The 14,101-nt window shown below is 67.5% G+C and carries 15 protein-coding genes and 1 pseudogene; 12 read left to right on the top strand and 4 right to left on the bottom strand.

Annotated elements, in window-relative coordinates; genetic code table 11:
• Positions 1-61: 61 nt before the first annotated feature.
• The 4 genes from ACFOJE_RS09835 to ACFOJE_RS09820 form a co-directional block, all read right to left on the bottom strand.
• Positions 62-376 (bottom strand): DUF2388 domain-containing protein, encoded by a 315-nt coding sequence (locus ACFOJE_RS09835; RefSeq protein ID WP_377814152.1) that lies wholly within the window; start codon positions 374-376, stop codon positions 62-64.
• Between the two features lie 142 nt (positions 377-518).
• Entirely contained in the window at positions 519-1,952 is a 1,434-nt protein-coding gene (locus ACFOJE_RS09830; RefSeq protein WP_377814151.1) for an NAD(P)(+) transhydrogenase (Re/Si-specific) subunit beta, read from the bottom strand.
• Positions 1,953-2,261, bottom strand: coding sequence for an NAD(P) transhydrogenase subunit alpha (locus ACFOJE_RS09825; protein WP_377814150.1), 309 nt, complete (start codon positions 2,259-2,261; stop codon positions 1,953-1,955).
• A gap of 10 nt (positions 2,262-2,271) precedes the next feature.
• Entirely contained in the window at positions 2,272-3,441 is a 1,170-nt protein-coding gene (locus ACFOJE_RS09820; RefSeq protein ID WP_377814149.1) for a Re/Si-specific NAD(P)(+) transhydrogenase subunit alpha, read from the bottom strand.
• A 513-nt stretch (positions 3,442-3,954) separates the two neighbouring features.
• On the opposite strand from ACFOJE_RS09820, the gene gspE reads away from it, so the two are divergent.
• The 12 genes and pseudogenes from gspE to ACFOJE_RS09760 all read left to right on the top strand — a co-directional run bounded on the left by gspE (position 3,955) and on the right by ACFOJE_RS09760 (position 13,921).
• A complete protein-coding gene (gene gspE, locus ACFOJE_RS09815) occupies positions 3,955-5,463 on the top strand; it encodes a type II secretion system ATPase GspE (RefSeq protein ID WP_377814148.1) in 1,509 nt (502 codons plus the stop codon).
• 18 nt (positions 5,464-5,481) lie between these two features.
• A complete protein-coding gene (gene xcpS, locus ACFOJE_RS09810; RefSeq protein WP_377814147.1) occupies positions 5,482-6,699 on the top strand; it encodes a GspF family T2SS innner membrane protein variant XcpS in 1,218 nt (405 codons plus the stop codon).
• Between the two features lie 3 nt (positions 6,700-6,702).
• Complete coding sequence (gspG, locus tag ACFOJE_RS09805) at positions 6,703-7,137, top strand: type II secretion system major pseudopilin GspG (RefSeq protein WP_377814146.1); 435 nt, start codon at positions 6,703-6,705, stop codon at positions 7,135-7,137.
• 2 nt (positions 7,138-7,139) lie between these two features.
• Positions 7,140-7,760: a type II secretion system minor pseudopilin GspH gene (gene gspH, locus ACFOJE_RS09800; RefSeq protein ID WP_377814145.1), complete on the top strand. Its 621-nt coding sequence runs from the start codon at positions 7,140-7,142 to the stop codon at positions 7,758-7,760.
• Positions 7,757-8,143 (top strand): annotated as a pseudogene (gene gspI, locus ACFOJE_RS09795) (type II secretion system minor pseudopilin GspI); the annotation flags it as partial. The gene gspH and the pseudogene gspI, both read left to right, overlap by 4 nt.
• 134 nt (positions 8,144-8,277) lie before the next feature.
• Complete coding sequence (gene gspJ, locus ACFOJE_RS09790) at positions 8,278-9,048, top strand: type II secretion system minor pseudopilin GspJ (protein ID WP_377814144.1); 771 nt, start codon at positions 8,278-8,280, stop codon at positions 9,046-9,048.
• The gene (gene gspK / locus ACFOJE_RS09785) at positions 9,045-10,019 is read left to right on the top strand and encodes a type II secretion system minor pseudopilin GspK (RefSeq protein ID WP_377814143.1); all 975 of its coding nucleotides are present in this window, start codon (positions 9,045-9,047) and stop codon (positions 10,017-10,019) included. The genes gspJ and gspK overlap by 4 nt, the downstream gene beginning before the upstream one ends.
• A gap of 4 nt (positions 10,020-10,023) precedes the next feature.
• Positions 10,024-11,172: a type II secretion system protein GspL gene (gene gspL, locus ACFOJE_RS09780; RefSeq protein ID WP_377814142.1), complete on the top strand. Its 1,149-nt coding sequence runs from the start codon at positions 10,024-10,026 to the stop codon at positions 11,170-11,172.
• A 1-nt stretch (position 11,173) separates the two neighbouring features.
• Entirely contained in the window at positions 11,174-11,692 is a 519-nt protein-coding gene (gene gspM, locus ACFOJE_RS09775) for a type II secretion system protein GspM (protein ID WP_377814141.1), read from the top strand.
• 267 nt (positions 11,693-11,959) lie between these two features.
• Entirely contained in the window at positions 11,960-12,562 is a 603-nt protein-coding gene (locus ACFOJE_RS09770; RefSeq protein ID WP_377814283.1) for a LemA family protein, read from the top strand.
• On the top strand, positions 12,562-13,290 hold the full coding sequence (locus ACFOJE_RS09765; protein WP_377814140.1) for a TPM domain-containing protein: 729 nt from the start codon (positions 12,562-12,564) through the stop codon (positions 13,288-13,290). The genes ACFOJE_RS09770 and ACFOJE_RS09765 overlap by 1 nt, the downstream gene beginning before the upstream one ends.
• A 13-nt stretch (positions 13,291-13,303) precedes the next feature.
• The gene (locus tag ACFOJE_RS09760) at positions 13,304-13,921 is read left to right on the top strand and encodes a TPM domain-containing protein (RefSeq protein WP_377814139.1); all 618 of its coding nucleotides are present in this window, start codon (positions 13,304-13,306) and stop codon (positions 13,919-13,921) included.
• The last annotated feature ends 180 nt before the right edge of the window (positions 13,922-14,101 follow it).

The raw sequence follows: 14,101 nt of genomic DNA, 5'->3' as shown, positions 1-14,101 counted from the left end.
CGCCAGAGTCGCTGACTGGCGGCAAGGGCGGCGCTTCGACGAAGCGCCGCGGGGAAGCTGTTCAGCGGGCGAGGATGGCTTCGGCCAGCTGCCGGTCGTCGGCCTGCAGCTGCGGGGCCTGCCGGCGGATCTGCTGCAGGGCGGCTTCCAGGCGTGCGCCGCGGATGTCGCCTTCGCTGGCGATGAAGGTGGCGGCGTCGTCGCGGGCGGCCAGCAGTACCTTGTCGTCGTCATCGAAGGTGAGATCGGTGGTCCACTCGCTGGAGTTGGCCAGGGCTTTGCCCACGGTATCGGTGGTGGCGACGAAGCTGGACGCCGAGGCGCCGCCGGCAGCAGTTATCAGGGCGGCGGCGGTCAGCAGGGCGAAACGGGACATGGCAACACTCCTTTGACAATGGCGACCGGGCTGAGCAGAACTCCGCCCGGCGTGTGCATAGCCTAATCAAAAAGGGTGGGGCACGTCTTTGCTGGCTTTCTGCTACGGACCGTTGCCCCGGGCGGAGCAACGGCGGAGGGAGTCACTCCACCGCCTTGACCATGTCCTCCAGCACCTTCTTGGCGTCGCCGAACACCATCATGGTCTTGTCCAGGTAGAACAGCTCGTTGTCCAGACCGGCGTAGCCGCTGGCCATGGAGCGCTTGTTGACGATGACGGTCTTGGCCTTGTAGGCCTCGAGGATCGGCATGCCGGCGATCGGCGACTTGGGATCGTTCTTCGCCGCCGGGTTGACCACGTCGTTGGCGCCGAGCACCAGCACCACGTCGGCCTGGCCGAACTCGGAATTGATGTCCTCCATCTCGTAGACCTGCTCGTAGGGCAGTTCGGCCTCGGCCAGCAGCACGTTCATGTGCCCGGGCATGCGCCCGGCGACCGGGTGGATGGCGAACTTCACGTCGACGCCGTGCTCGGTCAGCTTCTCGGCCAGCTCCTTCAGCGCGTGCTGGGCACGGGCCACCGCCAGGCCGTAGCCGGGGACGATGATCACGCTGTCGGCGTTGGACAGCAGGAAGGTCGCGTCGTCCGCCGAGCCGGCCTTGACCGTGCGCTGCTCCTGGGCGCCGCCGGCGTCCGCCGCCGCCTCGGCGCCGAAGCCGCCGAGCAGCACGTTGGCGAAGGAGCGGTTCATCGCCTTGCACATGATGTAGGAGAGGATGGCGCCGCTCGAGCCGACCAGGCTGCCGGCCACGATCAGCATCGAGTTGTTCAGCGAGAAGCCGATGCCCGCCGCCGCCCAGCCCGAGTAGCTGTTGAGCATGGACACCACCACCGGCATGTCCGCGCCGCCGATCGGGATGATCAGCAGCACGCCGATGACGAAGGCCAGCGCCACCAGCAGGACGAAGGCGCCCAGGTTGCCGTTGAGGGTGAAGGCCAGTCCGAGGACGAGGATCGCCACGCCGAGCGCCAGGTTGAGCAGGTGCTGGTTGGCGAAGCGCACCGGCGCGCCCTGGAACAGGCGGAACTTGTACTTGCCGGAGAGCTTGCCGAAGGCGATCACCGAGCCGGAGAAGGTGATGGCGCCGATCGCCGCGCCGAGGAACAGCTCCAGACGGTTGCCGGCCGGGATCGGGTCGCTGATCGCGTGGACGATGCCCAGCGATTGCGGCTCGAGCACCGCGGCGATGGCGATGAACACCGCGGCCAGGCCGATCATGCTGTGCATGAAGGCGACCAGCTCGGGCATTTTGGTCATCTCCACCCGCTTGGCCATCAGCGTGCCGATGCTGCCGCCGCCCAGCAGGCCGAGGATCACGAAGGCGATGCCGCTGCCGGCGATCTCGGCGTTCAGCTTGAACACCAGGGCCACGGTGGTGAGCACGGCGATGGCCATGCCGACCATGCCGAACAGGTTGCCGCGCCGCGAAGTGGTCGGGTGCGAGAGGCCCTTGAGGGCCTGGATAAAGCAGACCGAGGCGATCAGGTAGAGGAAGGTGACGAGGTTCATGCTCATTTACTTGCCCTCCGCCTTCGGTGCCTTCTTCTTGAACATTTCCAGCATGCGCCGGGTGACCAGGAAGCCGCCGAACACGTTGACCGCGGCCAGGGCCACGGCGAGGGTGCCCATCAGCTTGCCCAGGCCGGTTTCGGTGAGCGCCGCGGCGAGCATGGCGCCGACGATGACGATCGCCGAGATGGCGTTGGTGACCGCCATCAGCGGCGTGTGCAGGGCAGGGGTGACGTTCCAGACCACGTGGTAGCCGACGTAGATGGCCAGCACGAAGATGATCAGGTTATAGAGTCCAGCGGAAATCAGCTCCATTTTCCTATCCTTATACTTTTTCTTTCTTTTCCTGGGGGGCAGCGGCGGAGGACGCCGCCCCGGCGTTGTTGCGCAGGACGCGGCCGCCTTCGCACATCAGGCAGGCCTTGACGATGTCGTCTTCCAGATCGAGGTGGAAACGACCTTCCTGGTCGATCACCAGCTTGAGGAAGTCCAGCAGGTTGCGGGAATACAGGGCCGAGGCATCGGCCGGCACCAGGGCGGGCAGGTTGCTGTGGCCGACGATGGTCACGCCGTGGCGGATCACCACCTGGTCGGCCACCGTCAGCGGGCAGTTGCCGCCTTGCGCCGCCGCCAGGTCGACCACCACGGAGCCCGGCTTCATCTCGGCGACCGTGGCCTCGTGCAGCAGGATCGGCGCCCGGCGCCCGGGGATCAGCGCGGTGGTGATGACGATGTCGGCTTGCTTGGCGCGCTCGTGTACGGCCTTGGCCTGGCGCTCCATCCAGCTGGCCGGCATCGGCCGGGCGTAGCCGCCGACGCCTTCGGCGCATTCGCGCTCCTCGTCGGTCTCGAAGGGCACGTCGACGAACTTGGCGCCGAGGGATTCGATCTGCTCCTTCACCGCCGGGCGCACGTCCGAGGCCTCGATCACCGCACCCAGGCGCTTGGCCGTGGCGATCGCCTGCAGGCCGGCGACGCCGGCGCCGAGCACCAGCACGCGGGCGGCCTTCACCGTGCCGGCGGCGGTCATCAGCATCGGCATGAAGCGCGGATAGTGGTTGGCCGCCACCAGCACCGACTTGTAGCCGGCGATGTTGGCCTGCGAGGACAGCACGTCGAGGCTCTGCGCCCGCGAGGTGCGCGGCGCCGCCTCCAGGGCGAAGGCGGTGAGGCCGCGCTCGGCCAGCCGGGCGATATTGTCGCTGTCGAAGGGATTGAGCATGCCGACCAGCACCGTGCCCGACTTCATCTGCGCCAGTTCGGCCTCGTCGGGGGCGACCACCTTGAGCACCAGTTCGGCGCCGAGGGCGGTCGCGGCGTCGCCGATCTTCGCCCCGGCTGCCGAGAAGGCGCTGTCCGGAATGCTGGCCGCGATGCCGGCGCCGCTCTGTACCGTGATTTGATGGCCCAGGCCGATCAACTTCTTGACCGTCTCCGGCGTGGCGGCAACCCGCGTCTCGCCGGCACGGGTTTCTAATGGAACCCCAATATGCACGTTGCTTCTCCTACTTCCCTATGTTTCGAAAAATGATTCCCTGCCCGCGCATTACTGCTCACGCAGGCGCAACCGTCCAGCCGGGCTGAGCGGCCTAGCGCCGGGCCGGCCGCGGTTGGCCTTGGCGAAAAAACAGAGTGTCGCTGTCGGTTTTTCTGGAGGAGCCTGAAACGGACAACGCACTCCCGCGTGTCGTTCCGGCACTGAACAGCAGCATCCTTGCCATGGGCTATCGTTTATCAGAGCGGGCAAACGCAGAAAGGTTGCGTGCGTGCCCGTTGTTTTTGTTCGTCGGTGCTCGCTCGGGGGGCTCCGGAAAGCCCGCGCCAGAGCCTTCGATCTGGGCGGAGGGCCTGTGGCGGGGCGTCGTTTCGTCACATCCGCCGGCTAGCATCGGATCGATTTTCCCTTCCCAAGTGTGCAGATCGCGCTTTTCGGTTGTCTCTTGGGACCAGACCGCACGCGAGGTTGCCGCGCCAGAAGCCGGCATGCAGAAGAATGAACGGTTCGCTGATGTCTACCCCAACGCTCGACCGGCTGCCGGCCAAGCCCGTCGCCCTGCAGCGCCTGCCCTTCGCCTTCGCCCGGCGACACGGCGTGCTGCTCGGCGAGCAGGACGGGCAGCCCGCCCTCTGTGCCCGCGACGACGCCGCGCTGACCGCGGTGCAGGAGGCGCAGCGCTTCCTCGGCGCGCGCCTGCCGCTCGACTGGCTGAGCGCCGAGGATTTCGAGCGGACCCTCGGCCTCACCTATCAGCACGATTCCTCGGCGGCGATGCAGATGGTCGAGGGGCTCGAGGCCGATCTCGACCTCAACAGCCTGGCCGACCAGATCCAGCAGACCGAGGACCTGCTGGAGCAGGAGGAGGACGCGCCGATCATCCGCCTGATCAACGCCATCCTCGGCGAGGCGATCAAGGAGAACGCCTCGGACATCCACGTGGAGACCTTCGAGAAGCGCCTGGTCATCCGCTTCCGCGTCGACGGCGTGCTGCGCGAGGTGGTCGAACCCAAGCGCGAGCTGGCGGCCCTGCTGGTGTCGCGGATCAAGGTCATGGCACGGCTGGACATCGCCGAGAAGCGCGTGCCCCAGGACGGGCGCATCTCCCTGCGGGTCGGCGGGCGCGAGGTGGACATCCGCGTCTCCACGCTGCCCTCGGCCAACGGCGAGCGGGTGGTGATGCGCCTGCTCGACAAGCAGGCCGGGCGCCTGACCCTGCGGCACCTGGGGATGAGCGCGCGCGACCGTAGGCTGATGGAAGAGACGGTGCAGAAGCCCCACGGCATCATCCTGGTCACCGGGCCGACCGGCTCGGGCAAGACCACCACCCTGTACGCCAGCCTGGTCAGCCTGAACACGGGCACGCGCAACATCCTCACCGTCGAGGACCCGATCGAGTACAACCTGGAGGGCATCGGCCAGACCCAGGTCAATGCCAAGGTGGACATGACCTTCGCCCGCGGCCTGCGCGCCATCCTCCGGCAGGACCCGGACGTGGTGATGATCGGCGAGATTCGCGACCAGGAGACCGCCGAGATCGCCGTGCAGGCCTCGCTCACCGGCCACCTGGTGCTGTCCACCCTGCACACCAACAGCGCCATCGGTGCGGTCACCCGCCTGATCGACATGGGCGTCGAGCCGTTCCTGCTGTCCTCCTCGCTGCTCGCCGTGCTCGCCCAGCGCCTGGTGCGGACGCTCTGCCCGGCCTGCAAGCGTCCCTACCAGGCCGACGAGGCGGAGTGCGCGGCGCTCGGCGTGGCGGCGGACGAGCCGCCGACCCTCCATCACGCCGTCGGCTGCGAGGAGTGCCGCCAGCTCGGCTACCGCGGGCGTACCGGCATCTACGAGCTGGTGGTGCTGGACGAGGCCCTGCGCACCCTGATCCACAACCGCGCCTCGGAGCAGGAGATGACCCGTCACGCCCGCGTGCTCGGCCCCGGCATCCGCGACGACGGCATGCGCAAGGTGCGCGAAGGGGTGACCACCCTGGAGGAAGTGCTGCGGGTGACGCGGGAAGAATGATGACGGGGGGATGAGTCGATGGCCGCCTTCGAATACCTCGCCCTGGATCCCCGGGGCCGCCAGCAGAAGGGCCTGCTCGAGGCCGACAGCGCCCGCCAGGCCCGCCAGCTGCTGCGCGACAAGCAGTGGTCGCCGCTGGACATCCGCCCGGCGCGGGCACGAGAGGAGACCGGGGTCGGCGCTCTCAGCCTGATCTCCAAGGGCCTGTCGGCGCGCGATCTGGCGTTGGTCACGCGGCAACTGTCGACCCTGGTGCAGGCCGCCCTGCCGATCGAGGAGGCGCTGCGCGCCGCCGCCGCCCAGGCCTCCTCGGCGAAGATCAAGTCCATGCTGTTGGCCGTGCGCGCGCGGGTGATGGAGGGCCACAGTCTGGCCTCCAGCCTACGCGAATTCCCCTCGGCTTTTCCCGAGCTGTACCGCGCCACGGTGGCCGCCGGCGAGCACGCCGGGCACCTCGGCCTGGTCCTCGACCAGCTCGCCGACTACACCGAGCAGCGCCAGCAGTCGCGGCAGAAGATCCAGCTGGCGCTGCTCTACCCGGTGATCCTGATGGTCGCCTCGCTGGCCATCGTCGGCTTCCTGCTCGGCTACGTGGTGCCGGACGTGGTCAAGGTGTTCGTCGACACCGGCCAGGAGCTCCCGGCCCTGACCCGCGGGCTGATCTCGGTCAGCAATCTGGTCAAGGGCTGGGGCTGGCTGATGATGCTGGTGGTGGCGGCGCTGGTGAGCGGCCTGCGCATCGCCCTGCGCGACGAGCAGCTGCGCCGCCGCTGGCACGCCCTGATCCTGCGCCTGCCGCTGCTGGGACGGATGGCGCGGGCGACCAACACCGCGCGCTTCGCCTCGACCCTGGCGATCCTCAGCCGCAGCGGCGTGCCGCTGGTGGAGGCGCTGGACATCGCCGCCCAGGTGATCGCCAACCTGCACATCCGCGACAAGGTGGTGGAGGCGGCGCAGAAGGTCCGCGAGGGCGGCAGCCTGACCCGCTCGCTGGAGGCGACCGGGGAGTTTCCGCCGATGATGCTGCACATGATCGCCAGCGGAGAAAAGTCCGGCGAGCTGGATCAAATGCTGGCACGCACGGCACGCAATCAGGAAAGCGACCTGGCCGCACAGATCGCCCTGCTGGTCGGCTTGTTCGAGCCGTTCATGCTGGTGTTCATGGGGGCGGTGGTGCTGGTCATCGTGCTGGCGATCCTGCTGCCCATCCTTTCTCTCAACCAACTGGTGGGGTAACTCGTGCAACGACGCAAGCAATCGGGCTTCACGCTCATCGAGATCATGGTGGTGGTGGTCATCCTCGGCATCCTCGCCGCGCTGGTGGTGCCGCAGATCATGAACCGCCCTGAACAGGCCAAGGTCACGGTGGCCAGGGGCGACATCAAGGCCATCGCCGCCGCGCTGGACATTTACAAGCTGGACAACTTCGCCTATCCGAGCACCCAGCAGGGTCTCGAGGCGCTGGTGGAAAAACCCACCGGCAACCCGCAGCCGAAGAACTGGAACCGCGACGGCTATCTCAAGCAGGTGCCACAGGACCCCTGGGGCAACCCCTACCAGTACCTGTCGCCCGGCACCCAGAACCGTCCCTTCGACCTCTACTCCTACGGCGCCGACGGCCAGGAAGGCGGCTCCGGGCTGGATGCCGACATCCATTACGACGAGAAGAAGTGACGATGCGCCGGCCTCTGCGGGCGGAGCCCCCGGGGCGCCGCGCGGCCGGCTTCACCCTGATCGAGCTGCTGGTGGTGCTGGTTATCCTCGGCACCCTGCTCAGCCTGGCGGTGCTCTCCACTGGCGGCGGCCGCTCCCGCGAGCTGCAGGGGGAGGCGCAGCGGCTGGCGGCACTGATCGGGGTCCTGTCCGACGAGGCGGTGCTGGAAAACCGCGAGTACGGTCTGCTGATCGACGACGAGGGCTATCGGGTGCTGGTCTTCGACGAGGCCCGGGACCGCTGGACCCAGTTGCCCGGCGAGGAGAAGGAACATGCGTTGCCGGCCTGGGTCCGGCTCGATCTGGAGCTGGACGGCCAGCCGCTGAAGCTGGCCGCGCCGGTCAGGCAGGGCGAAGACGAGCCGGGCCCCGGCAGCGAGGCTCGACAGGGGGCGAGCCGACAGAATGCGCCCCAGCAGAATACCCCTAAGCTGCCCGAGCCCCAGCTGCTGGTGCTGTCCAGCGGCGAGCTGTCGCCGTTCCGTCTGCTGGTCGCCGAGCGCGAGCGACAGGGCGACGCCTATGCACTTTCCAGCGACGGCTTCCAGCTGCCCCGCGCCGAGCGGGTCGAGACGCGGCGATGAGAGCTGCCCCGGCGACCGGCTTCACCCTGCTGGAAGTGCTGGTGGCCCTGGCCATCTTCGCCACTGTCGCCGCCACGGTGCTCACCGCCGCCGGACGCAGTCTGACCAACGCCGCGCGCCTGGAAGAGAAGACCCTGGCCGGCTGGATTGCCGACAACCGCATCACCGAGCTGCAACTGCAGACGCCGACCCCCGCCCCGGGGCGGGCCAACGACGATCTGGACTACGCCGGGCGGCGCTGGGAGCTGCAACGCGAGATCGAGGCGACCAGCGAGCCGGAGATGCGCCGGGTCACCGTCTGGGTGGCGCCGCGCGAGCAGCGCGGCAGCCGCGGGGCGCTGCGCGACCGAGCGGCCGCCAGTCTGACCGGCTTCCTCGCGGTCAGGACGGCCGAGACCGAGGCGAGCGATACCGGCGAAGGCGAGCCGGCGGCGGGCGAGGAGGGCGGCAATGCCGGCGGCACAGGAGCGGGTGCGGGTAGTGGTGGCGCCACGGGCGGCAGCGAGGGCGGCACCGAATGAGCGGGGGGCCGCGGCTGGAAAAGGGCTTCACCTTGCTGGAGCTGCTGATCGCCATCTCCATCTTCGCGGTGCTCGCCCTCGGCACCTACCGGATGCTCAACAGCGTGCTGCGCAGCGACGAGGCCACACGCGCTCAGGAGCAGCGCCTGCGCGAGCTGACCCGCGCCTTCGCCGCCTTCGAGCGCGACCTGCTGCAGGTCAGTCCGCGGCCGATTCGCGACCAGCACGGCGACCGCCGGGTGGCCTTTCTCGGCGAGCAGGAAGCGGAGGACGGCGAGCCGGCCCTGGAGCTGACCCGCAGCGGCTGGCGCAACCCCACCGGCCAGCCGAGGTCGCAGCTGCAGCGGGTGCGCTGGCGGCTGGCGGGCGGCACCCTGGAACGGGCCTATTGGCTGGTGCTCGATCAGGCGGTCGACAGCAAGCCGCGGGTGCAGCGGGTGCTGGAGGGCGTGCAGAAGATGCAGCTGCGTTACCTGGACAAGAAGGGCGTCTGGCAGCCGCAGTGGCCGCCGGCCTCGGCCGGCACGGGCGAAAAGGTCCTGGCGCTCCTGCCGCAGGCGGTGGAGCTGAAGCTGGAGCATGCCGGCTACGGCGAGCTGACCCGCCTGCTGCGTCTGCCGGACGCCCCGCCATCGCGTGCCGCGGTCGGCGCACAGGGCTCGGATGAAGAGGGTCCCCAGGGGCAGGAGGGGCAGGAGGGGCAGGAGGGGCAGGAGGTCGCCCCCGAGGGCGCGGCGCAACCGGCGACGACGGAGCAGGCCCGATGAGGCGCCAGCAGGGCGTGGCGCTGATCAGCGTGCTGCTGGTGGTGGCCATCGTCACCGTGGTCTGCGCCGGTCTGATCGCCCGCCAGCAGCTGGCGATCCGCGCCAGCGCCAACCAGTTCCTCGCCCGCCAAGCCTGGCACTACGCCCTGGGCGGAGAGGCCCTGGCTCGTGCGGTGCTCAAGCGCGACCTGCTGGCGCCGGGCAGCGTCCCGGGCAAGTCGGTGGATCATCTGTACGAGGAGTGGGCCAAGCCGCTGCCGGCGTTCCCCGTCGACCAGGGCGAACTCCGGGTGCGCATCGAGGACCTGGCCGCGCGCTTCAACCTCAATGCCCTGGTGCAGGGCGGCCAGCGCAACGATGCGGCGATCGCCCAGTTCCGCCGTCTGCTGCTGCAGCTGGAGATCGACAAGCCCTACCCCGAGCTGCTCGCCGACTGGCTGGACAAGGACCAGGAGCCGGGCGGCGAGTCCGGCGCCGAGGACAGTCAGTACCTGCTCCTCGAACCGCCCTACCGCACCGCCGATCGTCGCCTGCAGGACGTCTCCGAACTGCGCCTGCTGCTGGGCATGAGCGAGACGGAGTACCGCCGTCTGGCGCCCTACGTCTGCGCCTTGCCGAGCAAGACGCCGATCAACGTCAATACCGCTGGGCCGATGGTGCTGTCGAGCCTCGCCGACGGTCTGACTCCGGAGCTGGCCCGGCAACTGGTCCTGGCCCGCGGCGATCAGGGTTTCGCCGACATCAGCAACTTTTTCAGCCAGCCCGTGTTGGCCGGACGCGGCGAGTTGGGCTCCAATCTGGATGTGGGCAGCCAGTTCTTCCTGGTGGTGAGCGAGGTGCGCATCGCCGACCGCCGGCTGGTGCTGTCGAGCACCGTCCAGCGCGACAAGAAGGGGCGGGTGTACGTGCTGCAGCGCAATCTCGGTCTGCCGGCGGGGATGCCGGCGACTCCCCGGAACGATGAAGGATGACGCCATGGAGTGCCTGTTTATCCCGCCGGTCGGCGAGCTGACCGCCAGCACCGAAGTCCACTGGGTGCACAGCGAAGAGACCAAGGAGACGCGGTGCCTATCGCTGGCCGACTGCGCCGCCGCGCTGCACGGTCATACCGCGACCCTGGTGCTGCCGATGGAGGTAGCCAGCGCCTTCGCCGTCAATCTGCCGACCACCCGGGCGCGCTGGTTGCGCCAGGCCCTGCCCTATGCGGTGGAGGAGCTGCTCGCCGAGGATGTCGAACAGCTGCATCTGGCTCTCGGCGAGCGGCTGGCGGATGGTCGCCACCGGGTCATTGTCGTGCGCCGCAGCCTGCTGGAGGGCTGGCTCGGGCTGATGGCCGAGCTGGGCATCCGGGTTTCGTCTATCTTCGTGGATGCCGATCTCTTGCCCTACATCGACAACCGCCTGCTGTTCATCGGCGACCGTGTTCTGCTCGGCGGCGCTGGCCCCGAGCGCCTGGTCCTGGCGGCGGAGGACTGGCCGGCCCTGGCCGAGCGCTGCAGCGGGCCGCTGCGCTTCAAGGGTGAGATGGCGCCGGCACCGGAGGGCATCCCCCCGGCTTCCTATACCCACGAGCCCGATCCGTACCGACTGCTGTCCCGCGGACGGGGACACGCGGTGAATCTGGCCCAGGGCGACTTCGCCATCCAGCACGAGGGCGCCGGACCGGGGCCCTGGAAGGGGGCGGCGGTGGTCGTCGGTGCCTGGCTGGTGCTGCAGTTCGGCTTCAACGTGGCGCAGGGCTGGTATCTGCGCCAGCAGGGCGACGACTATGCCGCGGCCAGCCGCAAACTCTATCACGAGCTGTTCCCCGAGGATAAGCGCATCGTCAATCTGCGTGCCCAGTTCGCCGAGCGCCTGCAGCAGGGCGGCGGTACCGGCGGCGGACGTTTCCTGCAATTGCTCGACCGGACCGCCGACGCTTTTTTGGAGGCTCCGCAGCTGTCCATCGTGCAGCTGGATTACAGCGAGAACGACGGCAACCTTGCCCTGCAGGTGCACGCCGGCGATTTCGCCGCACTGGAGCGGCTACGTCAGCGCCTGGCCGACAGCGGGCTGGCGGTGCAGCTGGGCTCAGCCAGCCGGGAGGAAGGCGGGGTGTCCGCCCGCCTGGTGGTGGGAAGCTGACATGCAGAAGCTCGCCGACCTCAGACAACAGTTCATGGCCCGCGCCGGGGCCTCGCCGCTCTGGCAACGCTGGCGGCAACTGCAACCGCGCGAGCGGGTGGCGGTTTCCGCACTGGGGCTGTTCCTGCTGCTGGCGCTGCTCTATCTGCTGCTCTGGCAGCCGGCGGCGCAAGGCGTCAAGGATGACCGTGCCCATTACCTGCAGCAGCGCGATCTGTACCTCTACCTGCAGGCGAACGCCGAACAGGCGCGTCAGCTGCCCGGAAAGACCCAGGCCAGCCTGCCTCCGGAACAGCTGCAGGGACTGGTCACCAGCACCGCCCAGGAGAGGGGCCTGCTCATCGAGCGCTTCGACAGCGGCAGCGAGGGGCTGCAGATCAGCCTGCCGCAGGCTTCGTTCGCCCTCCTGCTGCGCTGGATCGGCGAGCTGCAGGCGCAGGGCGTGCAACTGGTGGAGGTCAGTCTGACGCGTGGAGCGCCCGGCAAGGTGGATGCACGGCTGACCCTCAAGGCCGGATGAACCCGTCGCGCCCGGACCGATCCAACGGAGGCCGGTTCCGTCCGGTCAGCCATCAGGATCCGGGAGGAGGAAATGCTCCCTTGGCCGTCAGGATAGTCGGCATGCCTTTAGGACAGGGCGCTGACCCTGCCGTTATCGAACGGTTTTGGAGTATGGTTTCTTCGTTATTGGGGCTCCGCGCTCGTGCCTTGGCGTTGTCGGTAAGATCGTGGGGGCGTGACGGATGGCTTTTTCCTTCAATCGCTACGGGACGAAAAGACGATGCAGATGCAGTCGCGCTATGGATACACCTGGCGTCTAGCTACCCTCCTGTTCATGTCCTGGCTTCTGACGGGCTGCGGTATCAACAACATCCCCACCTATGACGAGCAGGTGAAGGCCGCCTGGGGCCAGGTGGAGAACCAGTACCAGCGGCGCGCCGACCTGATTCCCAACCTGGTGGAGACGGTCAAGGGCTACGCTCAGCAGGAGCGCGAGACCCTCACCGCGGTGATCGAGGCGCGGGCCAAGGCCACTTCCATCCAGGTGGATGCCCGTACCCTGGACGATCCCCAGCAGCTGCAGCAGTTCCAGCAGGCCCAGGATCAGCTCACCGGCGCGCTCAGCCGTCTGATGGTGGTGGTCGAGCGTTATCCGGAGCTGAAATCCAACCAGAACTTCCTGGCCCTGCAATCCCAGCTGGAGGGTACCGAGAACCGTATCGCCGTGGCTCGACGCGATTTCATCGCTGCGGTCGAGCGTTACAACACCGAGATCCGTACTTTCCCCGGACGCATCTGGCATAGCGTGCTCTACAGCGACATGCCGGTGCGCGAGAGCTTCGAGGCCACCGCCAAGGATGCAGAGCGGGCGCCGCAAGTGAAGTTCTGATGACGAACGCACGCCATCTGTTCCTGGCCAGCCTGTTGTGCCTCTGCGCCTTGGCTGTCCAGGCGCAGGAGATCAGTATCCCGCCCCTGAGTGGTCGGGTGGTGGATTCGGCCGGGCTGCTCGACGCCTCTACCGAGGCGCGCCTGACGCAGATGCTCGCCGCCCATGAGCAGGCGACCGGCGAGCAGGTAGTAGTGGTGACCTTGCCGAATCTGCAGGGGCGTACCATCGATGAGTTCGGCGTCGAACTCGGTCGGCGCTGGGGCATCGGGCAGAAGGGTAAGGACAATGGCGCTCTGCTGATCGTCGCTCGCGACGAGCGCAAGATCCGTATCGAGGTCGGCTATGGCCTAGAGGAGCGCCTGACCGATCTGCAGTCTGCGCTGATCATCAACCGCATTATCGTCCCAGCTTTTCGACAGGGGGATTTCGCCCGCGGAATCAGCGAGGGAACCGCAGCGATCATCCAGGTGCTCGGTGGCAATCCTGTGCGGGAGCCCCGGGAGGAGACTGGTGATATGCCGGAGAAGCCAATGCCGGTCCTTTTCTTCGTTCTTCTGGTGATTGTCATGCTGCTGCTGAGGGGCGGCCGTGGAGGTCGTGGCGGTGGCGGCTCTGCTTTCCTGGCCGGTGCCTTGCTGGGAAGTCTGGGGCGTGGGGGAGGCGGTGGCGGCTTCGGTGGAGGCGGAGGTAGTTTCGGTGGTGGTGGCGCATCGGGCGATTGGTGAATAGGAGAAGGAAATGGCCTTGTTGACCGAGAGCGAGCAGCGCCAGGTAGCCGATGCGATCGCACGAGTGGAGAAAGAGACGGATGCCGAGCTGGTAACGGTGCTCGCGGCTCAGGCTGACGATTACGCCCATATCTCGTTGCTCTGGGCCGCGCTAATTGCCCTCATTCTCCCAGGAGGGCTGAACTTTTTCGGCGGTTGGCTGGATGCGGCCCGGCTGTTGCTGGCTCAATGGCTGATCTTCGTCCTTTGCTGCCTGCTTTTTCGTATCCCTGGTATCACTACGCGGCTGATTCCTCGGCCGGTACGCCTTTGGCGGGCAGGCAATCTGGCTCGACGGCAATTCCTCGAACTCAACCTGCATCGCACCGAGGCGGAGACAGGGATGCTGATCTTCGTTTCCGAAGCCGAGCGCTATGTGGAGATCCTGGTCGATCGCGGCATCTCCAGCCAGTTGGATGATTCGACCTGGGCTTCGATCATCGCGAACTTCACCGACCAGGTGAAGCGCGGCGAGACGCTGGGCGGCTTTCTATCCTGTATCGAGAGCTGCGGTGCCATTCTCAAGGAGTATCTACCGGCAACCCGGAATCGCGACGAATTGCCCAATCGCTTGGTGATCCTCCCGTAGATTCGCCGGCGGAATTCCCAGACCGTGCTTTACTGTGTAAGACGGCTCAAGGGGAAATCAGCCGGCTGAATATTTGAAAAATCGGTTGACGGCTGTTTTGATGTCCCTATAATGCGCACCACTTCCGGCGCGGTCCTCACGGAAAACCTCTTTCGAATCAAGGGGTTGGCTAAGAGGGTG

The sequence above is a fragment of the Azotobacter bryophylli genome, from assembly GCF_042643485.1.
GTDB classification, from domain to species: Bacteria; Pseudomonadota; Gammaproteobacteria; order Pseudomonadales; family Pseudomonadaceae; genus Azotobacter; species Azotobacter bryophylli.
The sequence above is the reverse complement of the archived record's forward strand: the minus strand, read 5'-3'. Positions and strand labels throughout refer to the sequence as shown.